A 20,112-nucleotide genomic window follows, 5' to 3' on the forward strand; every position below is an offset into this window, starting at 1 on the left:
GTCTCCCCCATTCCTCTCCGAAGGAGCAGCCCATGACAAGTCTCAACGGCAAGGTGGCCCTGATCACCGGCGCGGCCAGCGGCCTCGGCAAGGCGATCGCCGAGCTGTACGCGAAGAACGGCGCCAGCGTGGCGATCGCCGACATCAACCAGCAGGCCGCCGATGCGGTGGCGGCCGGGATCAACGCGGCCGGCGGCAGGGCGCTCGGCGTGGCGATGGACGTGACCAGCGAGGAGGCAGTCAATGCCGGCACCGACAAGGTGGTCGCCGCCTTCGGCCGTCTGGACATCCTGGTCTCCAACGCCGGCGTGCAGATCATCAACCCGATCGACCAGTTCGCCTTCGCCGACTGGAAGAAGATGCTGGCGATCCATCTCGACGGCGGCTTCCTCACCACCAAGGCCGCGCTGAAGCACATGTACCAGGGCGACCGCGGCGGCATCGTGATCTACATGGGCTCGGTGCACTCGCACGAGGCCTCGAAGCTGAAGTCCGCCTACGTTGCCGCCAAGCACGGCCTGCTCGGCCTGGCCCGCACGCTGGCGAAGGAAGGCGCGCCGCACAACGTGCGCTCGCACGTGATCTGCCCCGGCTTCGTGCGCACGCCGCTGGTGGAGAAGCAGATCCCCGAGCAGGCGAAGGAGCTGGGCATCACGGAAGACGAGGTGATCCGCAACGTGATGCTGAAGGACACCGTCGACGGCGTGTTCACCACCGTCGAGGACATCGCGCAGACCGCGCTGTACCTGGCCACCTTCCCATCCGCTGCGCTGACCGGCCAGAGCATCGTGGTCAGCCACGGCTGGTTCATGCAGTGACCAATCCTGATCCGGCGCCGTCGCTGGCGGAGATGGCGGCCCGCGATTACCGCGCCATCGCCCTGGTGCTGCAGGGCGGCGGTGCGCTCGGCGCCTACCAGGCCGGCGTATTCGAGGCGCTGGACGAAGCCGGCCTGCAGCCAACGCGCGTGGCCGGCATTTCGATCGGCGCGCTGAACGCCGCGATCATCGCCGGCAACGCGCCCGAGCGACGGGTGGAACGGCTGCGCGAGTTCTGGGAAGCGATCTGCCGCCCGCCGCTGTGGCCGGCTACGCCGGCACTCCCCTGGTTCGACGCGGTGGCGTGGCCCACCTCATGGCTCAACGGGCTGAGCGGCCTGGCTGCCTGGCGCGCGATGACCGAGGGCCAGGCCGGCTTCTTCCACCCGCGCCAGCCGCCGCCGTTCCTGGGCGGGCACGCCGCGCCGGGCAACGTGAGCTGGTACGACACCACGCCGCTGCGTGCCACGCTGGAGCGGCTGGTCGATTTCGACCGCCTCAATGACCCGCGGGCGATGCGCGTGGCGGTCGGCGCGGTGAATGTGCGCAGCGGCAACTTCGCCTACTTCGACAATCGCCGCGAACGCCTGCGCCCCGAGCACTTCATGGCCTCCGGCGCGCTGCCGCCGGGCTTCCCGGCGGTGGAGGTCGACGGCGAGTTCTACTGGGACGGCGGCATGGTCTCCAACACCCCGCTGTACGAGGTGCTGAGCGAACGTCCCGGTTGCGACACGCTGGTGTTCCAGGTCGACCTGTGGAGCGCTCGCGGCGCGCTGCCGCGCGACCTTGCCGACGTGGCCGAGCGCAGCAAGGAGATCCAGTACTCCAGCCGCACCCGGCTGGTCACCGAGTTCATGCGCCGCACGCAGGAGCAGCGCCGGCTGCTGCACGACGTGATGGCGCTGGTGCCGGCCGACCGCCGCAACGATCCGGCGTACCGCCACGCCGAGGCGCGCGCGGCGGCGGCGCTGACCAACGTGATCCACCTGATCTACCGGGATCGGCCGCACGAAGGCCATTTCAAGGACTACGAATTCAGCGCCGCCAGCATGTGCAGCCACTGGCAGAGCGGGCTGGACGACATGCGTCACACGCTGGCACATCCGCACTGGCTGGCTGCGCCCGATCCCGAACACCCCTTCGTGACGCATGACGTGCATCGCGGCGAGGCGGGTTAGCGCTTTCACCTGTTCAAGGGTCCGATGTTGAGCGGCAGCTGCCCAGGGGAACATCGAATAGCCTCGCCGCAAGCGCCGTCATCCCGGCGAAGCGCTTTTCAACAGCCGGAGGCTGGTCAAGCCGGGATCCAGCGCCGTTGCGCTTCAGGTCGCAGTCACTGGATTCCAGCTGGCGCTGGAATGACGAGCTTTGAGGCCAGCGCGATTCGCTCAACTGTCCCGCGCGACCTGCAGCCCCGCCGCCGACTGGCTGACCGGCATCACCTCGATGCGGCAGATGTCGAGATGCGGCGGCAGGTTGGCGATCCACCAGATCGTGTCGGCGATGTCGCCGGCAGTGATCGGGTGGCTACCGGCGTAGAGCTGGTCGGAGGCGGCCTGGTCGCCGCCGGTGCGTACCAGGGTGAACTCGGTCTCGGCCATGCCCGGTTCGATCGAACTCACCCGCACGCCGGTGCCGTGCAGGTCGGTGCGCAGGTTCTGCGAGAACTGGGTGACGAAGGCCTTGGTGCCGCCGTACACGTTGCCGCCGCGGTAGGCGTAGCTGCCCGCGATCGAGCTGATGTTGACGATCGCACCACGGCGCGCGATCAGCTGCGGCAGCAGCAGGTGAGTCAGCGTCACCACGGCGGTGACGTTGGTGTCGATCATCTGCTTCCACTGCGCCAGGTCCGCCTGCTGTGCCGGCGCGGTGCCCAGCGCCAGGCCGGCGTTGTTGACCAGCAGGTCGATGTTGGCGAACGCGGGCGGCAGGGCCGCGTGCGCTGCGCGCATCGCCGCCTCGTCGCGCACGTCGAACGCCGCCGTGTGCACGCGCTCCGCGCCATGGCGGTCCACCAGCGGCTGCAGCCGTTCGGCGCGCCGACCGCTGGCGATCACCCGCCAGCCGCCGGCCACGAAACGTTCCACGGCGGCGGCGCCAAACCCGGAGGTGGCGCCGGTGATCCAGGCAGTCATGGTTGTCATGCGTGCCAGTGTAGTGCGGGCGCGGATCCGGGCGAGCGTGCTGGCGGCCGTCCGGATCGCGCGGCATCACTCACTTGCCGGAGGCGATGTAGCTCAGCTCCGCGTTGTAGCTGTCCACGTGCGAGGACTGCTGCGTGGTGACGGCATTGAGCGATTTGCGCATCGCGTCGGCGTCGCTCTTGCCGTATACGCTCTCGACCATCTTCCAGAGATCGGGATTCGCTTCCGCGCCCAGGTCCGCCCAGCTCTTGGCGGGGAGCACCACGATGAAATCGGGGGCGCCATCACCGGCGTCCTGCACCCGGCCGATCTGGAAGTAGTGCGGCCACTGTGTCTTCTCGGCGGCGGCGGCAATCTTCTTCGCCACGGTTTCGAAGGTCGCGATGGGCTCATGGCCGGGCTTGAGCCGGAAGTAGATCACCTCGATCAGCGGGGGCGGCGCCATGCTCATGCCCTTGGGCATGTGGGTCATCTCGGGCATCGCCCGGAAGAACGCGCTCGTCTCGCTCTTCAGGTGCGGGTTGACGTCGGACTTGATCACGCCGAGGCAGGCCTTCACCGCGGCGTCCATCGCGTCGAAGCTGGCCCACGGCACCGGGTCGGAGACGTAGGAGTAGCTGTAGGTGTCGCCGGTTTGGTGCGTCCAGGCGGTCCAGTGGTACTTGAAGCCGTGCTGGTGCAGGCACTGGTTGAAGTTCCTGGTACCGGCCTCGTAGGCCTGCTGGTCCGCGGGCGCCACGGTGTCGGTGAAATCACGGATGACACGCACATCGTCCGCCGCCTGCGCGGTGGCACATGACAGCGCAAACGCCAGCACCGGCCAGACCGTACTGTTCTTCATACGAACCTCCCCTGGGCACTTGCCCCTTGCGTGGACAGGACATCCCCTGATCGTCAAATGGTGGACGATGGCTGCCAACGATGCGCGGCACCGGCGAAGCAGGACGTGAAGGCGGCGATGGGCCGGATTCACATTTTTTTAAGCTGGAAGGTCAATGAAAAGGCCGCGCTGTGAGCGCGGCCTTGAGGTTTCAGTGCAGCTGGACGGGTAAAAGCCTAGTGGCCTTCCTTCAGCGCGATCGCGTTGATGCCGGCGCCGGCCAGGCGCTGCTTGGTCGATTCCAGTTCCGTGGCCGAGCGGAACGGGCCCAGCCGTACGCGGTTGTAGGTCTGCCCGCCGATGCTGACCGACTGCACGTTGGCGACGAAGCCCTGCAGCGCGAGCTTGGCCTTCAGGGTCTCCGCGTCGGCGGCATTCGGGAACGCACCGACCTGCAGCAGGTAGCCGCTGCCGGTAGCGGGCTGCGGCACCGCACTGGCCGGTGCCGCAGTGACGTCCTGGGTGACCGTGGCCGGTACGTTCGCCGGCGCCGGCTTGGCTGCCTGCTGCGCCTGCAGTTGCGCCGCCTGCTGCTTCTGCTGCTGCTCGACGCGCGCCTGCGCGCTGATCTCGGCGTCGGGAATGCGCACTTCCTTCTCCGACAGCACCGAGTAGAAATCGAATTGCGGCTTCTTTGGCGCGTTGTCGCCGGCGCCCGCTTCGAGCACGCCCGGCGCGCTGCCGCGCTCGGCGGTTGCCTGCGGATTCGCCTGCGGACCGTCGGCCCTGCGCAGGCCGGTCAGCAGGCTGCCGCGCATCATCACCGCCATCAGGATTGCGCCGGCCACCAGGCCGACGACCGCGTAACCCCAGCCCGGGAAGCCGTTGCTGCCGTTGCGCACGGCCTGCCGGCCCCTGCCCTTGCGTGCTGCCATTACATCTTCTCCGGGGCGCCGAGGCCCAGCAAATCCAGGCCATTCTTCAACACCTGGCGGGTCGCCACCACCAGCGCCAGGCGTGCGTTGCGCAGCGCGGCGTCCTCGACCAGGAACTGGTGCGAGTTGTAGTAGGTATGGAACGCGTTGGCCAGCTCGCGCAGCCACGCCGCGACCACGTGCGGCTCCAGGTTCGCCGCGGCGGCCTCGACCAGCTCGGGATACTTCGACAGCTCGGTCAGCAGGATCTGCTCGTGCTCGTTGTCCAGCTGGTCGAGGTGGGCGAGGCCGGCGGCGAGGTCGACCGTGAAGCCTTTCTCCGGTGCCTGGCGCAGCACGCTGCAGACGCGCGCATGCGCGTACTGGATGTAGTAGACCGGGTTGTCGTTCGACTGCGAACGCGCCAGGTCGATGTCGAACACCAGCTGCGAATCGCTCTTGCGCGAGATCAGGAAGTAGCGCGTGGCGTCGCGGCCGACCTGGTCGATCAGGTCGCGCAGGGTGACGTAGCTGCCGGCGCGCTTGGAGATCTTCACCTCCTCGCCGCCCTTCATCACCGTGACCATCTGGTACAGCATGTAGTCGGGGTAGCCCGTGGGGATGCCGCAATCGAGCGCCTGCAGGCCAGCCTTCACCCGCGCCAGCGAGCCGTGGTGGTCCGAGCCCAGCACGGTGATGGCCTTGCCGTAGCCGCGCTGCCATTTCGACAGGTGGTAGGCGACGTCCGGCACGAAGTAGGTGTAGGTGCCGTCGGACTTGCGCATCACGCGGTCCTTGTCGTCACCGAAATCGGTGGTGCGCAGCCACAGCGCGCCGCCTTCCTCGTAGGTGTGGCCGTGCGCGACCAGTTCGCGCACGGTCTCTTCCACCTTGCCATCGCTGTACAGCGAGGACTCCAGGAAGTAGGTGTCGAAGCCCACGCCGAATGCCTGCAGGTCCAGATCCTGCTCGTGGCGCAGGCTGGCCACGGCGAAGCGGCGGATCGCGTCGAGGTCGTCGACGTCGCCGGCGCCGGTGACCGTTTCGCCGTCGGCGACCACCGATTCGCGGTCGAGGTAGGCGCGCGCCACCTCGGCGATGTAGTCGCCGCGGTAGCCGTTCTCCGGCCAGTTGCTGTCGTCCGGGGTGATTCCGCGGCTGCGCGCCTGCACCGAAATGGCGAGGTTGGCGATCTGCACGCCGGCGTCGTTGTAGTAGAACTCGCGCTTCACGTTCCAGCCGCTGGCGTCGAGCAGTCGGCTGAGGCAGTCGCCGATCGCCGCGTTGCGGCCGTGGCCCACGTGCAGCGGGCCGGTCGGGTTTGCCGAGACGAATTCCACGCCCACGGTCCTGCCGTGGCCACTGGCGTTGCGCCCGTAGGCGTCGCCTTCGGCCATGATCCGGTGCACTTCGGCGTGGTAGGCAGCTGGAGCGAGGAAGAAGTTGATGAAACCGGGGCCGGCGATCTCGACTTTCTCGACCAGGGTGTTCGCCGGCAGCGCGGCCACCAGTTTCTCGGCCAGTTCGCGCGGCTTGGCGCGGGCCGGCTTGGCCAGCAGCATCGCCACGTTGCTGGCGAAATCGCCATGCTCGCGGCTGCGCGCGCGCTCGATCACGAAACCGGGCAGGTCGAGGTCGGCAGGCAAGGTGGCGGCGCCTTGCAGGGTCTGGATAGCCTGCCGTACCAGTTCGCGCAGCTGTTCTTTCACGGATGGGGTCGGTTTCGTGATGGAACCGCCAATCCTAACAGACCGGCCCGCGGCGAAACGCGCCGCCATGAGCGATGACGGCGCGGGTCGGCAGGTTGATCCGGATATGACGGAATCATGATGCGCCGCCGCGAGGCCGCCTGTGGATAAGTCTGTGGGGAAAGCCGTGGGCCACGGTTCCCCGCAGCCTCGTGGATGCCAGCCACCCTGTGATAAAAAGAAATTATTCTTCAATATCAATACATTAAAACATCAATCTAGAGTCGACAGGTGGATAGGCCCGGCAGGGCCGGTATCACCGTTTTGTGCATAAGTTCCCGAGACTTGGCGACACTTCCGCTCGGTGAAGGCGTCATGATTTCGTCATGCCGCACTGCGACAATGATCTGGCCGGGGCATGAACTCCCCTCCATGTCACGGCCCGGGGACGCCGCTCTCCCCCACCTCCCACAATCGGCCTCGCGGCGTGGCTCGTGCCACGCCGTTTTTTTGCGGGGCGGTTTCAGAGCAGGCCGCGGGCGGCCATCGACACCGGTTCGCCGCTGCCGATTACCAGATGGTCGAGCACGCGGACGCCGACCAGTTGCAGCGCATCGCGCAATTCGTGGGTGATCGCCCGGTCCGCGGCACTGGGTTCGGCGACGCCGGATGGGTGGTTATGGGCGAAGATCACCGCGCAGGCGTTGTGCTGCAGGCAGGCTCGCACCACCTCGCGCGGGTGCACGCTGGCGCCGTCCACGGTGCCGCGGAACAGTTCCTCGAACGCCAGCACGCGGTGGCGGTTGTCGAGGTACAGACAGCCGAACACCTCGTACGGCAGGTGGCGCAGCCGCGCCCGCAGATAGTCGCCACTGTCGCGCGGGTTGCCCAGGCTGGGTTTCTCCAGCAACTGTTCGGCCAGGCTGCGACGGGCCAGCTCCAGCGCGGCGGCGATCCGCGCGCGCTTGGCCGGGCCCAGTCCGCCGACACGGATCGGCCGCTCGGGCCGGGCCAGCAAGGCGCCCAGACTGCCGGCGTGGGCCAGCAGTTCGCGCCCCAGCGCCAGCGCATCCTTGCCGCGACTGCCGTTGCCCAGCAGCACGGCAAGCAGCTCGGCGTCGGACAGCGTGCCGCTGCCGCGCGCCAGCAATTTTTCGCGGGGGCGCTCCCCCTCGGGCCAGTTGCGGATGCTCATGACCCTACCGTGCCGGAGGCTGTCGCCGCCGGGCAGCGGTATGCGCGAACGAATCCGGTAAGCTACATGTCTGCCCGATTGTCAGGCCCGCCTTACATGAGTCTTGCCCAACGTCGCATCCTGCTGGGAGTGTCGGGTGGCATCGCCGCCTACAAGTCCTGCGAACTGGTCCGCCGCCTGCGCGACCTCGGCGCCGAGGTGCGCGTGGTGATGACCGAGGGCGCCACACGCTTCGTCAGCCCGACCACCTTCCAGGCACTGTCCGGTCAGCCCGTGCGGGTGAGCCTGTGGGATGCGCAGGCCGAGGCGGCGATGGGCCATATCGAACTGGCGCGCTGGGCCGAACGGATCCTGGTGGCGCCGGCCAGCGCCGACCTGCTGGCGCGGCTGGCGCACGGCCTGGCCGACGACCTGCTGACCACCTTGTGCCTGGCCAGTGCGGCGCCGCTGTACCTGGCGCCGGCGATGAACCAGCAGATGTGGGCGCACCCGGCGGTGCAGGCGAACCTCGACACGCTGCGCCAGCACGGCGCGCTGATCCTGGGGCCGGCCTCCGGCGAGCAGGCCTGCGGCGACATCGGCAATGGCCGCATGCTGGAGCCGCACGACTTGCGCGATGCGCTGATCGCCTCGTTCGGCGATCGTTCGCTGGCCGGGCTGAAGGTGGTGGTCAGCGCCGGCCCCACCTTCGAGGACATCGACCCGGTGCGTTTCATCGGCAACCGCAGCTCGGGGAAGATGGGCTTCGCGGTGGCCGCCGCCGCCGTGCAGGCCGGCGCCGAGGTGACCCTGGTGGCGGGGCCGGTAGGTCTGGCCACGCCGGTCGGCGTGGCGCGGCGCATCGACGTGCGCAGCGCGGCGCAGATGCACGCGGCGGTGCTGCAGGCGGCGGTACAGGCGGATATCTACATCGGCGCGGCGGCCGTCGGCGACTACCGCCCGCAGGAGGTGTCCGCGCAGAAGCTGAAGAAGCGCGACGGCGGCGACCTGGTGCTGCGCCTGGGCGAGAATCCGGACATCCTGGCCAGCCTCTCGGCGCAAACCACGCACCCGTTCCTGGTCGGATTTGCCGCGGAGACGCATGATGTGGCCGCTTATGCGCAGGACAAGCTGCAGCGCAAGGGGCTGGACATGATTGCGGCGAATCAGGTGGGCGACGGCCTCGGTTTCGAGGCCGCCGACAATGCATTGACCCTGTACTGGGCCGGCGGCGCGGTGGAGCTGCCGCGCGCGGCCAAGTCCGAATTGGCGCGCCGGCTGGTCGCCCACGTGGCCGAACGCTACCGGGCGATGCGCGGATGACGATCGACGTCGAGCTGAAGATCCTCGATCCGCGCCTGGGCGACAGCATCCCGTTGCCGCAGGCGGCTACCGCCGGCAGCGCCGGCATGGACCTGCGCGCCGCGCTGGAGCAGCCGCTGACATTGCAGCCCGGCGAAAGTGCGCTGGTGCCCAGCGGCATCGCGATCCACATCGGCGACCCGGGCTGGTGCGCGCTGGTGGTGCCGCGTTCGGGGCTGGGCCACAAGCATGGGCTGGTGATGGGCAACCTGGTCGGGGTGATCGACGCCGACTACCAGGGGCCGCTGATGATTTCGTGCTGGAACCGCGGCAGCCAGGCGTACACCATCGCCGTGGGCGACCGCGTCGCCCAGTTGCTGCTGGTGCCGGTGGCGCAGGCACGGCTGAACATCGTGGCCGATTTCGCGCCGAGCGCACGCGGCAGCGGCGGGTTCGGCTCGACCGGCGTCCAATAATCAGGCGGTCGGCCCGGCAGCACCGGTCCGGCCCGCAGTACAGCCGCGGGGGCGGGTATGGCGTTGAACATCGGCAATGAACGGCTGCGGGGTTTCCAGGTCGACTGGCGTGATCTGCTGCCCCTCGCTGGCGGCACTGCCCTGCTGCTGCTGGGGTTGTTCTGCGCCTGGCAGACCTGGCTGATCGCCGACGAAAGCGATGCGATCCGGCGGGTGCATCTGGCCCAGGACGAGGCGGTCAAGGCACTGTCCGAGGAAATCGCCAGCCAGCGCGCCGGGGTCGAGAAGGTGCTCGCAACGGTGGATCCGGCGGCGCTGATGAGCGCCCCGGCGCAATCCGCCGCGGCGCTGCGCCAGCGCCTGCCGCAGGTGAAGACGCTGGAGCTGTACAGCGGCGACCTGGGCGAGGTGCTGCACGCCAACTATCGCGTGTTCGGCTATGCCAAGGCGGCCCAGCTGATGGGGGCGCAGAGTGCCGATGGGATGCCCCCGGCGCAGAGCGTCTCCTACGGCAGCGGCGACCGCCGGTTGAGCCTGGTGATTCCGCTGGGGCCGCCGCCGCAGGCCCAGGCCTGGGCCTGGGTCGAATTGCCGTTCGCGCCGCTGAAGCAGCGTTTCGACGCGATTTCCCCGGCCGGCGGCCGGCTCGACCTGCGTCAGGGCGACGATCGCGGCAACGTGCAGTTGTATTCGCATGGCACCGCCTCGGCCGAGGCCGAGGCGGTCGGCAAGCCGGTCCCCGGCAGCGCGTTCAGCGTGGGTGCCGGCCTGCCAGGCGCCTTCATCGTGTTGCCGCGGTCGTGGCTGCTGAGCGGGCTGCTGGCCCTGCTCGGCCTGGGCGGCGGCGTCCAGCTGCTGCGTCTGCGCCTGCGCTGGAAAGCGGCGCCGGAGGCGGAGGAGCCAGACGTGCCGCTGCCGGCCCGCCAGGTCGCCCTGGCCCGGGCGGCACCGCCGGAGCCGCCGGCCGCGCCGCCGGTCGCCGCGCCGGCCGGCATGGACCCAAGCATCTTTCGCGCGTACGACGTACGCGGCGTGGTCGGCAAGAGCCTGAACCGGGACGTGGCGCGGGCGCTGGGCCAGTCGATCGGCACCTTGATGGGCGAGAAGGGCCTGCGCGAAATCGTGGTCGGCCGCGACGGCCGGCTGTCCGGGCCGGAGCTGGCCGGCGCGCTGGCCGAGGGCCTGCGCGAGGCCGGCGTCGACGTGATCGATATCGGCGCGGTGCCGACCCCGGTGGTGTACTACGCCACCTATCGCTTCAACACCGGCTGTGGCGTGGCGGTCACCGGCAGCCACAACCCGCCCGACTACAACGGTTTCAAGATCGTGGTGGGCGGCGAGACGTTGTCCGAAGGCGCGATCCAGGACCTGTATCAGCGCATCGCCGGCGGCGCGCTGGCCGGTGGCGGCGGCGGCGGCCTGCGCCAGGTCGACGTGGTGCCGGACTATATCGAGAAGATCGTCTCCGACGTGCTGGCAGAACGCCGCCTGAAGGTGGTGGTCGACTGCGGCAACGGCATTCCCGGCGCGATCGCGCCGCAACTGCTGGAAGGCGTTGGTTGCGAGGTGGTGCCGCTGTACTGCGACGTCGACGGCACCTTCCCCAACCATCACCCGGATCCGTCGGACCCGCACAACCTGGAAGACCTGGTCCACGCCGTGCGGCAGACCGGCGCCGACCTCGGTCTGGCGTTCGACGGCGACGGCGACCGGCTCGGCGTGGTCAGCCGTTCCGGCGAGATCGTCTATCCGGACCGCCTGCTGATGCTGTTCGCGCGTGACGTGCTGTCGCGCCAGCCTGGCGCCACGGTCATCTACGACGTGAAGTGCACGAGCCACCTCAAGGGGCAGATCCTGGACGCGGGCGGCAGCCCGCTGATGTGGCGCACCGGGCATTCGCTGATCAAGGCGAAGATGCGCGAGACCGGCGCCGAGCTGGCCGGCGAGATGAGCGGGCATTTCTTCTTCAAGGAGCGCTGGTACGGCTTTGACGATGGCCTGTATGCCGCCGCGCGGCTGCTGGAGATCATCGCCGGCGACCTGGAGGGGCGCAGCGCGGAGGGGATTTTTGCCACCCTGCCCAAGAGCATCTCCACGCCGGAGCTGAAGGTCGAGCTGGCCGAGGGCGAGCACTATCGCTTCATGGACAAGCTGCGCCAGCAGGCCAGCTTCGAGGGCGCCAGCCTGATCACCATCGACGGCCTGCGCGCGGACTGGCCGGACGGCTGGGGTCTGGTGCGCGCGTCGAACACTACGCCGGTGCTGGTGCTGCGCTTCGAGGCGGACAACCCGGTCGCGCTGAAGCGGATCCAGCAGGTCTTCCGCAACCAGCTGCTGGCGGTGGACGCCGCGCTGAAGCTGCCTTTCTGAGAAGCCGCGGGCCCTGTCGCCGGGGTCCGCACGCAGGCGCCCGCTTTCCGCGGTGGAAAACGGGCGCTTGCGTCGACAGGAAGATGCCCGCCACGGCTATGGCGGAAGGAGGACGCCGCCGGTTCCCCGGCTGACGTTACTGCGCCGGCTGCGCCTGCGCCGCCCTGAGTTCGCGGTAATGCGCCAGCTGCCTGGCCTGCGACTGCACGGTCTGTTCGCGCAAGGCCTGCTGGCGGCGCAGCGTATTGCGCTGGCCGGCGACCACGTTGCGCTGCTGGGCGATGCTGTCGGCGAGTGTCCTGGGTACGGTGCCCTTGGCGTTCTCGATGTCGGCGGCGCGGCCGAGCAGGTCGGTCAGCGCCTTCTCCTGGCTGCGCAGGTTGATCTGGGTGGTGTGGATCTGCTGGTCGACGGTGTCCAGCGCCTGTTGCTGCGAGATCTTGTAGGACTCCTCATCCGGGTAGGCCGACAGCATCTGGGCATCGGCGTTCGCCTGCTCCTGTGCGGCCCGTTGCCGGGCGGCCTGTTCGGCGGCCAGCTTGTTGGCGGCGGCGCGCTCCTCGGCGGTCAGCTGGCGCGGCACGTGCTGTATCACCATGCCGCGGTCGTTGACCAGGTCGTAGCCGTATTTCATCGCCTCGGCGGTGAGGCTGTCGCTGAAATGCATCAAGCCCTGGGCGTCATACCACTTGTAGCGGATGTTGCCACTGTTCTGTGCGTGTACGGACACGCCGGCGAGCAGCATGACGGTAGCGGCGATGAGCAAGGTAGTGCGCATGAACTCCCCCTTGGGGAGCCGAGTATAGCCGCCGTCGCGGCGCTGCCTAGCGCGGCGCTGGCGGCCATGATCGCCACTGTGACCGGGTTCGCTGGAGTGCGTCGGCCAGTACGCCGCGATCAGTGCCGCACCCCATGGCGCTCGCGGTAGGCCAGCAGGCGGGCGTATTCGGTCGCCAGCTGCGGCTGTTCGCCGGCATATGCCAGCACGTCGTCGAGGCTGGTGATCGCGATCACCGGAATGCCGTAGTCGGCCGCCACCTCCTGCGCGGCGGAGCGCTCGCCCTGGCCGCGCTCCTGCCGGTCCAGCGCGATCAGCACGCCGGCCGGGGTGGCGCCCTGGTCACGGATCAGCGCCAGCGATTCGCGCACCGCGGTGCCCGCGGTCATCACATCGTCCACGATCAGCACCCGGCCCTTCAGGGGTGCACCGACCAGCACCCCACCCTCGCCGTGATCCTTCGCCTCCTTGCGGTTGTAGGCCCAAGGCAGGTCGCGGCCGTGGCTGTCGGCCAGTGCGATCGCGGTGGCGGCGGCCAGTGCGATGCCCTTGTAGGCCGGGCCGAACAGCATGTCGACCGCGATGCCGGCCTGCACCACGGCGGCAGCGTAGGCGCGGCCGAGCTGGGCCAGTGCGGCACCCGAGTCGATCCGGCCCATGTTGAAGAAATACGGACTCTGGCGGCCGGATTTCAGGGTGAACTCGCCGAAGCGCAGCACTTCGCGGCGCAGGGTGAGTTCGATGAAGTCGCGCTGGTAGTCGTGCACGGATCGTCTCGCAAACGGTGGAAGTCGGGGCCGCGGCAGCGGGCGCTGCGGGCCGGCATGGTCGCCATGGTACAGCCGCCGTGGACCAGCCCGTTGCGGGCGGACACGCGGACGACGGAGCGGGCCGGCATGGTTGCTATGATGACCCGCCGCCCGAGGAGTTCGCATGCGCATCATCAGCTTCAATGCCAACGGCATCCGTTCGGCCGCCAGCAAGGGCGTGTTCGACTGGTTGCGCCGGCAGCGTGCCGACGTGGTCTGCCTGCAGGAAACCAAGGCGCAGGAAGGCCAGCTCACCGACCCGATGTTCCGCCCCGATGGCCACCATTGCTTCTACCGTGACGCGACCAGCAAGAAGGGCTACAGCGGTGTGGCGATCTATGCGAAACGCGAGCCCGACCAGGTGCTCACCGAACTTGGCTGGGACGAATTCGACAACGAGGGGCGGTACATCGAGGCGCGCTTCGGCAAGCTCAGCGTGGTTTCGCTGTACTTCCCCTCCGGCTCCTCCGGCGACGAGCGCCAGCAATTCAAGTTCAAGGCGATGGAGTGGATCACGCCGATCTTCGACCAGTGGTTGAAGAGCGGCCGCGACTACGTGATCTGCGGCGACTGGAACATCGTGCACACGAAGAACGACATCAGGAACTGGAGCTCCAACCAGAAGAATTCCGGCTGCCTGCCGGAAGAGCGCGCGTGGCTGGACCTGCTGTTTCAGGAGCGCGGCTGGGTGGACAGCTTCCGCGCGGTCAAGCCGGACGCGGTCGAATACACCTGGTGGTCGAACCGTGGCCAGGCACGTGCGAACAACGTGGGGTGGCGCATCGACTACCAGGTCGTCTCGCCAGGCTTGCGGGAGCGTCTGAAGGCCTGCTCGATCTACCGCGACGAGCGCTTCTCGGACCACGCGCCGTACACCGTCGATTATGCCGACTGAGCCGGTGGCGACCCGGCCGGCGAAGCCGTCGGTATGGCAGGCGTTCGCGCAGCCGGCGGCATGGACGATGTTCCTGTTCGGCTTCTCCTCGGGCCTGCCGTTCCTGCTGGTGGCCGGCACGCTGGCGTACTGGCTGAAGGAAAACGGCATCGAGCTGAAAGACATCACGATGATCGCCAGCGCCGGCATGACCTACGCGTTCAAGTTCGTGTGGGCACCCCTGCTCGATCATGGGCGGATTCCGGGTTTCGCGCGACTCGGGCAGCGCCGCGGCTGGCTGCTGTTCGCGCAGCTGGGCGTGGTGCTCGGGCTGCTCGCGATGGCGCTGCTGACTCCGCGGCAGCTGGTGCCGTTCGTCGTCGCCACGCTGGTGGTGGCGTTCTTCGGTGCCACCCAGGACATCGCGGTGGACGCCTACCGCATCGAGATCGCGCCGATCGAGGCACAGGGTGCGCTGGTCGCCACCTACTCGCTCGGCTATCGCATCGGCCTGCTGCTCGCCGGCGCGGTGGCGCTGATCCTGGCCGACCACCTGCCGTGGCGGCTGGTCTACGCGCTGATGGCGCTGGCGATGGCGGTGCCGCTGGCGACCACGCTGGTCGCGCGCGAGCCGGACGTGCTGCGGATACGCGCCGTGGGCTGGCGCGACGCGATGCGCGAGAGCGTGATCGATCCGTTCACCGATTTCTTCCGCCGCTACGGCTGGGTGCTGGCCGGGGTGACGCTGCTGTTCCTGCTGCTGTTCAAGATGCCGGAACAGGCCACGATCGGCGGCATCATGAGCCCGTTCTACCGCGACATGGGTTTCTCCAAGACCGAGATCGGCACGATCACCAAGATCTACGGGATCTGGATCGGCATCGTCGGCGTGTTCCTCGGCGGCGCCGCGGTGGCGCGTTGGGGCGCGTGGCGCCCGCTCGGCGTCACCATCGTGCTGTGCGGCTGCAGCAACCTGTTGTACCTGCTGCTGATCGCCCATCCCGGCAACCTGCTGGTGCTGACCCTGGTGATCTCCGGCGAGAACCTCACCCTGGGCATGCTGGGGCCGCCGACCGTGGCGTTCCTCTCCTCGCTGGTCAACCGCCAGCACACCGCGACGCAGTACGCGTTGCTGAGCTCGCTGGTCAACCTGCCCGGCAAGCTGCTCGGCTTCTTCGCCGGCGGCATCGCCACCGCTACCGGCTACGGCGGCTACTTCGTCATCACGGTGCTGGCGGTGCTGCCGGCGATGCTGCTGTTCGCCGGCCTGTGGCGCTACTTCCGCGGCGAAGAGCGTGCGCGCGCCGCGGCGGAAGGCTCCGCCTGAGCCGCCGATCGTCGGAGCGTGGTTGCGCTCACAGCGGAATTGCCAAGTCGGCCACGAAATCGTCATCGCGACGTGTACCGGGGCGGCAGTTGTGCAAGCATCCATGGCACAGGGCATATGTAACATGGAGTGACGGTTATGCCGGACATGGTCCTGCAGCATGTCGACAGCCTGCTCGTCGAGCGCATCAGGTCGCTGGCCAGGGATCGCCAGTGTTCAATCAACGATGTGATGCTGCACGCGCTGCGCAACGGCTTGGGCATCTCGGCCGCGCAGCGACTGAGCGAGAGTCTGCGTGATCCCGACGCGCTAGCCGTCCTCGATGGCGATTGGGAGGCTGCGGAACAGGGGGTATTCCAGGAAGCGCTGCGCGCACTGGCGCAGACCCGGCCGACTCAGCTGGCGCCGGAAAGTATCGGTTATGCCGGGCGCGCGGCGGGCGCGGAATAGATCGCTCCCAGCACCCGCGGACCGCGCGCGCCGGTGACCGCCGGCAGGTTGCCGGGCAGGCCAAGCAGGCGCTGCCGTGCCAGCCACGCGAATGCGGTAGCTTCGAGGAAATCCGGGTCGATGCCGTAGCGCGAGGTGCCCAGCAGCACGCACGGCGCCAGCAGTTCGCCGAGACGGCGCATCAGCGCATCGTTGTGCACGCCGCCGCCGCAAGCCAGCACTTCCTCCGCCTGTGGCGCGTGCCGTGCGATCGCCGAGGCGATGCTGCGCGCGGTGAGCTCCAGCAGCGTCGCCTGTACGGCGGCCGGATCCAGCGTGGCGAGCGGCGCGTGCGTGGCCAGCCAGTCCAGGTGGAAGTATTCGCGCCCGGTACTCTTCGGTGGCGGCAGCGCGAAGTAGGGGTCGGCCAGCAAGGTATCGAGCAGGCCGGCGTCGACGCGGCCGCTGGCGGCATACGCGCCATGGCGATCGAACGGTTCGCCGCGCTGGCGCAGGCACCAGGCGTCAAGCAGGCCGTTGGCCGGGCCGGTATCGAAGCCGAACACGCTGCCGTCGGCGCCGAGCACGGTGATGTTGGCGATGCCGCCGAGGTTGAGCACGACCCGTGCGTGCCCCGGGCGCGCCAGCAGCATCGCGTGCAGCGCCGGCAGCAGCGGCGCACCCTGCCCGCCCGCCGCGACGTCGGCACGGCGGAAATCCGCCACCACGTCGATGTTGCAGCGTTCTGCGATGACATTGGGATCACCCAGCTGCAGGGTGAACGGGTACTCGCCGGCAGGGCGGTGGCGCAGCGTCTGGCCGTGCGAACCGATCGCACGGACGGCCGATGCGGGCGTGCCGCTGCGTTCGAGCAGTCGTGTCGCTGCGTCGGCGAAGCAGTGGCCGATCTGGACGTCCAGCCGTCCGAATGCATCCAGGTCAAGCGCGCCTTCGCCCTGGGCCAGCGCGAGCATCCGCCTGCGCAGATCCTCCGGCCAGGAGTGTGCGTAGCTCGCTTGCAGTTGCGGCACGCCCCGGCTGAAGCCGATCAGTGCGGCGTCGATACCGTCGGCGCTGGTGCCGGAGATCAGCCCGATATAAAGCGCCGAGGCGTCATCCATGCGCGGCGGGCGCTCAATTGTCGTGGTTGGCCGGGGCGCCGGCGCGCGCCAGCCTGATGCGGGCGTCGAGCTCGGTCAGTCGCGCCAGCTGCGGCTTCACCACCTCGGCCTTGAAGCGTGCCATCTGCGCGGCCGGCAGCGGCTCGGGCTTGGGCAAGGTCACCGTCTGTGGGTTGCGCTGCGCGCCGTTGACGCGGAATTCGTAGTGCAGGTGCGGGCCGGTGGCGAGGCCGGTCATGCCGACGTAGCCGATCACCTCGCCCTGGCGCACGCGTTCGCCCACATGCTGGCCTTTCACGAAGCGCGACATGTGGCCGTAGGCGGTGCTGATGGTGCTGCTGTGCTGGATCACCACGAAGTTGCCGTAGCCGCGCTCCCAACCGTGGTACTTGATCACGCCATCGCCGGCGGCATGAATCGGGGTGCCGCTGGGCGCAGCGTAGTCGACGCCCTTGTGCGCGCGCATGCGGCCGAGAATCGGATGCATGCGGGCGACGCTGAAAGTCGAGGAAATGCGGGTGAAGTCGACCGGGATGCGCAGGAACGATTTCTGGATCGGCCGGCCGTCCTCGCTGTACCAGCCGTAGTTGCCGTCAGCCTTTCTGAAGCGGTAGGCGGTATAGCGCTTGCTTTGGTTGATGAATTCCGCAGCGATGATGTTGCCCTGACCGTAGCGCACGCCGTCGCGATAGATGTCGTCGTAGATCACCGTGAAGCTGTCGCCCTCGCGCAGGTCCTGCACGAAGTCGATGTCGTACTTGAACAGGTCGGCGAGCTTGCCCACCATCGCCGCGTCCATGCCAGCCTGGTCGCCGGCGGCGTACAGGCTGCTGCGGATCACGCCGTGCGCCACCTGCTCGCGCAGGTCCATGTCGCGTTGCTGGACCGCCACGGTAGGCTGCGTGCCGTCGAGACGTATGGTCGCGCGGCTGGCCTGGTCGCGGTCGAAGCGGAAGCCGTTGAGGCTGCCGTCGGCACCGAGCAGGAAGTCGAATTCCTCTCCCGGGCGGATGCCGTGCAGCGCGGATCTGGCATCGCCGGCGGCATCCAGCACCTTCTGCAGGTCGGCCATGCCGAGGCCTCGCGCAGTGAAGATGTCCGACAATGTCTGGCCGGGCTGCACCCGCACCACCTGCCATTCGTCGACGGTGGCGGCCGAGGCATCCGGCGGCGCGACCTTGGGCAACGCCAACGGCAGCAAGGAATGCAGTTCCGGGGTGGGAGCGGGGCGCATTGCGCTGGCCCAGGCAGGCATGATGAAGCCGGACAACAGGGTGATCAGCAGTGCGGTGCCGGCGAGCACCAGGTGCTCGCGGTGCCAGCGGATCGGTTCGACCTCGCCCGAACGGTTGAACGACCAGTGTGCGCAACGCTCATAGAAACGGGAGTGGCGACGCTGCGCCTTGCGGCAGATAGCCTGCTTGCGGGTTTGCCGCGCCCCCTGATTTTCTTCTGCCATGCCCTGCGCGCCCCGCGATACAAAGTCGCAAACTGCGCGTACCATAACGGTCATGTGTAAATGGCGTCAACGCCTTTTCCATCAAGGGTTTGCGCGACATTCCCGGTTAACGCACAATTAACGTTGACGACGCAGTCACAACCTCGACTGCTGCCCGTCATCGTCATCCTCCAGAGAGATATGCATGAGCGAGCTCGAGCAGGCGCTGTCCACGATTGCGCGTGGCGCCGACGAAATCATCAAGCGGGAAGACTTGGCCGAACGGCTGAAGGGAGGTCGTCCGTTGCGGATCAAGGCCGGCTTCGATCCGACCGCGCCGGACCTGCACCTGGGCCATACCGTTTTGCTGAACAAGATGCGCCAGTTCCAGGATCTGGGTCATCAGGTGATCTTCCTGATCGGCGACTTCACCGGGATGATCGGCGACCCCACCGGCAAGAACGTCACCCGCAAGCCGCTTACCCGCGAGGACGTGTTGGCCAACGCCGAGACCTATGCCGAGCAGGTCTATAAGGTGCTCGACCGCGGCAAGACCGAACTGCGCTTCAACTCCGAGTGGTTCGGCAAGATGAATGCGGCCGACATGATCAAGCTCGCGGCCCAGCACACCGTGGCGCGCATGCTCGAGCGCGACGACTTCACCAAGCGCTACGCGGCGCAGCAGCCGATCGCGATCCACGAATTCCTCTATCCGCTGGTGCAGGGCTACGACTCGGTGGCGTTGAAGGCGGACGTGGAGCTGGGCGGCACCGACCAGAAGTTCAACCTGCTGATGGGCCGCGCCCTGCAGGAGCATCACGGCCAACCGCCGCAGATCGTGCTGACCATGCCGCTGCTGGAAGGCCTGGATGGCGTCAACAAGATGTCCAAGTCGCTGGGCAACTACATCGGCATCAACGAGCCGGCGATCGACATCGTCACCAAGACCATGAAGATCGGCGACGAGTTGATGTGGCGCTGGTTCGAACTGCTCAGTTTCGAGGTGACGCTGGACGAGCTGGCGCGGATGAAGCGGGATGTCGCCGGTGGCGCGCTCAATCCGCGCGACGCCAAGCTGCGCCTCGCGCGCGAACTGGCCACACGCTTCCACGATGCGGCCGCCGCCGAGCAGGCGGTCGCCGGCTGGCAGGCGGTGGTACGGGGCGAAGGAGATACCTCGCTGCTGCCACGGGCGGATATCACGGTGCCTGCTGAGGGCATCCGGCTGGCCGCCCTGCTGGCCGCGGCCGGTCTCGCCGGGAGCAACTCCGAGGCGAACCGCAAGCTGAAGGAGCGCGCCGTGCGCATTGACGCGAGTGTGGTGGAGGATGCGCAGCGAGTCTTCCATCCGGGCTTCGAGGGCGTTCTGCAGGTGGGCAAGCGGAACTTCGCGCGGGTCCGGCTCGTTTCCGCCTGAGTCGAGGGCTGGCTGGTTCGCCCGTTGGCGCAAGGGAAATCTCGGGGCAACTCAGCCGCTTGCGGCACTTGCACGAGATTCTTCTGAAGAAACGCTTGCCAAAATAATCCCACGTCGTATTATTCGCGCCCCGCAGTCGCCCAACGTCGTCAGACGGACCGGCGGGACCTCGAAGAAGAGCTTCTTTCAAGGTGTTGACGGACGTAAAAAGCG

18 protein-coding genes are annotated in these 20,112 nt (G+C 68.2%); 9 read left to right on the forward strand and 9 right to left on the reverse strand.

The features are described from left to right. Positions 1-32 precede the first annotated feature (32 nt). On the forward strand, positions 33-818 hold the full coding sequence (locus DEO45_RS16180; RefSeq protein ID WP_114345828.1) for a 3-hydroxybutyrate dehydrogenase: 786 nt from the start codon (positions 33-35) through the stop codon (positions 816-818). Beyond that, positions 815-1,996, forward strand: coding sequence for a DUF3734 domain-containing protein (locus DEO45_RS16185; protein WP_114345830.1), 1,182 nt, complete (start codon positions 815-817; stop codon positions 1,994-1,996). Before DEO45_RS16180 ends, DEO45_RS16185 begins: the two co-directional genes overlap by 4 nt. 210 nt (positions 1,997-2,206) lie before the next feature. Here the strand turns inward: DEO45_RS16185 and DEO45_RS16190 are convergent, their stop codons facing one another. From DEO45_RS16190 to radC, 5 genes are all read right to left on the reverse strand, one after another. Continuing rightward, positions 2,207-2,962, reverse strand: coding sequence for an SDR family NAD(P)-dependent oxidoreductase (locus tag DEO45_RS16190; protein WP_114345833.1), 756 nt, complete (start codon positions 2,960-2,962; stop codon positions 2,207-2,209). A 70-nt stretch (positions 2,963-3,032) separates the two neighbouring features. Further along, entirely contained in the window at positions 3,033-3,803 is a 771-nt protein-coding gene (locus DEO45_RS16195; protein WP_114345836.1) for a hypothetical protein, read from the reverse strand. A 215-nt stretch (positions 3,804-4,018) separates the two neighbouring features. Beyond that, positions 4,019-4,717, reverse strand: a complete 699-nt coding sequence (locus DEO45_RS16200) for an SPOR domain-containing protein (RefSeq protein WP_114345838.1) — start codon at positions 4,715-4,717, stop codon at positions 4,019-4,021. Next, positions 4,717-6,405: an arginine--tRNA ligase gene (gene argS, locus DEO45_RS16205; RefSeq protein WP_114345840.1), complete on the reverse strand. Its 1,689-nt coding sequence runs from the start codon at positions 6,403-6,405 to the stop codon at positions 4,717-4,719. Before argS ends, DEO45_RS16200 begins: the two co-directional genes overlap by 1 nt. Before the next feature lie 502 nt (positions 6,406-6,907). Then, positions 6,908-7,579, reverse strand: a complete 672-nt coding sequence (gene radC, locus DEO45_RS16210) for a RadC family protein (RefSeq protein ID WP_114345842.1) — start codon at positions 7,577-7,579, stop codon at positions 6,908-6,910. 96 nt (positions 7,580-7,675) lie between these two features. Here radC and coaBC point away from each other — a divergent pair, with 96 nt between their 5' ends. Genes coaBC through DEO45_RS16225 form a run of 3 tightly spaced genes read left to right on the forward strand, consistent with a single transcriptional unit; the run spans position 7,676 to position 11,706 of the window. Then, a complete protein-coding gene (gene coaBC, locus DEO45_RS16215) occupies positions 7,676-8,881 on the forward strand; it encodes a bifunctional phosphopantothenoylcysteine decarboxylase/phosphopantothenate--cysteine ligase CoaBC (protein ID WP_114345844.1) in 1,206 nt (401 codons plus the stop codon). Next, positions 8,878-9,336: a dUTP diphosphatase gene (gene dut / locus DEO45_RS16220; RefSeq protein ID WP_114345846.1), complete on the forward strand. Its 459-nt coding sequence runs from the start codon at positions 8,878-8,880 to the stop codon at positions 9,334-9,336. The genes coaBC and dut overlap by 4 nt, the downstream gene beginning before the upstream one ends. Before the next feature lie 57 nt (positions 9,337-9,393). Continuing rightward, positions 9,394-11,706, forward strand: coding sequence for a phosphomannomutase/phosphoglucomutase (locus DEO45_RS16225; protein ID WP_114345848.1), 2,313 nt, complete (start codon positions 9,394-9,396; stop codon positions 11,704-11,706). A 136-nt stretch (positions 11,707-11,842) separates the two neighbouring features. Here the strand turns inward: DEO45_RS16225 and DEO45_RS16230 are convergent, their stop codons facing one another. Together DEO45_RS16230 and pyrE are read right to left on the reverse strand one after the other, a co-directional pair. Continuing rightward, entirely contained in the window at positions 11,843-12,484 is a 642-nt protein-coding gene (locus tag DEO45_RS16230) for a DUF4124 domain-containing protein (protein WP_114345851.1), read from the reverse strand. Positions 12,485-12,603: 119 nt separating this feature from the next. Further along, positions 12,604-13,251, reverse strand: a complete 648-nt coding sequence (gene pyrE / locus DEO45_RS16235) for an orotate phosphoribosyltransferase (protein WP_114345854.1) — start codon at positions 13,249-13,251, stop codon at positions 12,604-12,606. A 166-nt stretch (positions 13,252-13,417) separates the two neighbouring features. On the opposite strand from pyrE, the gene DEO45_RS16240 reads away from it, so the two are divergent. The 3 genes from DEO45_RS16240 (at position 13,418) to DEO45_RS16250 (ending at position 15,944) form a co-directional block, all read left to right on the forward strand. Then, positions 13,418-14,188 carry an exodeoxyribonuclease III gene (locus DEO45_RS16240; protein ID WP_114345857.1) on the forward strand — a complete coding sequence of 257 codons (771 nt, stop codon included), beginning with the start codon at positions 13,418-13,420 and terminating at the stop codon, positions 14,186-14,188. A 4-nt stretch (positions 14,189-14,192) separates the two neighbouring features. Continuing rightward, positions 14,193-15,494, forward strand: coding sequence for an AmpG family muropeptide MFS transporter (locus DEO45_RS16245; protein ID WP_428992454.1), 1,302 nt, complete (start codon positions 14,193-14,195; stop codon positions 15,492-15,494). Positions 15,495-15,632: 138 nt separating this feature from the next. Beyond that, entirely contained in the window at positions 15,633-15,944 is a 312-nt protein-coding gene (locus tag DEO45_RS16250) for a hypothetical protein (RefSeq protein WP_114345859.1), read from the forward strand. Here DEO45_RS16250 and DEO45_RS16255 read toward each other — a convergent pair. Beyond that, positions 15,914-17,044 (reverse strand): anhydro-N-acetylmuramic acid kinase, encoded by a 1,131-nt coding sequence (locus DEO45_RS16255; RefSeq protein WP_114345862.1) that lies wholly within the window; start codon positions 17,042-17,044, stop codon positions 15,914-15,916. The genes DEO45_RS16250 and DEO45_RS16255 overlap by 31 nt on opposite strands. A 13-nt stretch (positions 17,045-17,057) precedes the next feature. Beyond that, positions 17,058-18,503, reverse strand: a complete 1,446-nt coding sequence (locus DEO45_RS16260; protein ID WP_114345864.1) for an OapA family protein — start codon at positions 18,501-18,503, stop codon at positions 17,058-17,060. A gap of 184 nt (positions 18,504-18,687) precedes the next feature. Here DEO45_RS16260 and tyrS point away from each other — a divergent pair, with 184 nt between their 5' ends. Next, positions 18,688-19,899, forward strand: a complete 1,212-nt coding sequence (gene tyrS, locus DEO45_RS16265) for a tyrosine--tRNA ligase (protein WP_114345866.1) — start codon at positions 18,688-18,690, stop codon at positions 19,897-19,899. Positions 19,900-20,112 lie beyond the last annotated feature (213 nt).

The organism is Rhodanobacter denitrificans (assembly GCF_003335105.1).
Lineage (GTDB): Bacteria > Pseudomonadota > Gammaproteobacteria > Xanthomonadales > Rhodanobacteraceae > Rhodanobacter > Rhodanobacter denitrificans_A.

What these genes read in the sequence shown, in the direction of transcription:
- DEO45_RS16250 (WP_114345859.1), top strand. Translation starts at nt 15,633, where the DNA reads ATGCCGGACATGGTCCTGCAGCATGTCGACAGCCTGCTCGTCGAGCGC.
- DEO45_RS16195 (WP_114345836.1), bottom strand. Translation starts at nt 3,803, where the DNA reads ATGAAGAACAGTACGGTCTGGCCGGTGCTGGCGTTTGCGCTGTCATGT.
- DEO45_RS16230 (WP_114345851.1), bottom strand. Translation starts at nt 12,484, where the DNA reads ATGCGCACTACCTTGCTCATCGCCGCTACCGTCATGCTGCTCGCCGGC.
- DEO45_RS16190 (WP_114345833.1), bottom strand. Translation starts at nt 2,962, where the DNA reads ATGACAACCATGACTGCCTGGATCACCGGCGCCACCTCCGGGTTTGGC.
- radC (WP_114345842.1), bottom strand. Translation starts at nt 7,579, where the DNA reads ATGAGCATCCGCAACTGGCCCGAGGGGGAGCGCCCCCGCGAAAAATTG.
- DEO45_RS16260 (WP_114345864.1), bottom strand. Translation starts at nt 18,503, where the DNA reads ATGGCAGAAGAAAATCAGGGGGCGCGGCAAACCCGCAAGCAGGCTATC.
- dut (WP_114345846.1), top strand. Translation starts at nt 8,878, where the DNA reads ATGACGATCGACGTCGAGCTGAAGATCCTCGATCCGCGCCTGGGCGAC.
- DEO45_RS16200 (WP_114345838.1), bottom strand. Translation starts at nt 4,717, where the DNA reads ATGGCAGCACGCAAGGGCAGGGGCCGGCAGGCCGTGCGCAACGGCAGC.
- DEO45_RS16255 (WP_114345862.1), bottom strand. Translation starts at nt 17,044, where the DNA reads ATGGATGACGCCTCGGCGCTTTATATCGGGCTGATCTCCGGCACCAGC.
- DEO45_RS16240 (WP_114345857.1), top strand. Translation starts at nt 13,418, where the DNA reads ATGCGCATCATCAGCTTCAATGCCAACGGCATCCGTTCGGCCGCCAGC.
- coaBC (WP_114345844.1), top strand. Translation starts at nt 7,676, where the DNA reads ATGAGTCTTGCCCAACGTCGCATCCTGCTGGGAGTGTCGGGTGGCATC.
- DEO45_RS16225 (WP_114345848.1), top strand. Translation starts at nt 9,394, where the DNA reads ATGGCGTTGAACATCGGCAATGAACGGCTGCGGGGTTTCCAGGTCGAC.
- DEO45_RS16180 (WP_114345828.1), top strand. Translation starts at nt 33, where the DNA reads ATGACAAGTCTCAACGGCAAGGTGGCCCTGATCACCGGCGCGGCCAGC.
- tyrS (WP_114345866.1), top strand. Translation starts at nt 18,688, where the DNA reads ATGAGCGAGCTCGAGCAGGCGCTGTCCACGATTGCGCGTGGCGCCGAC.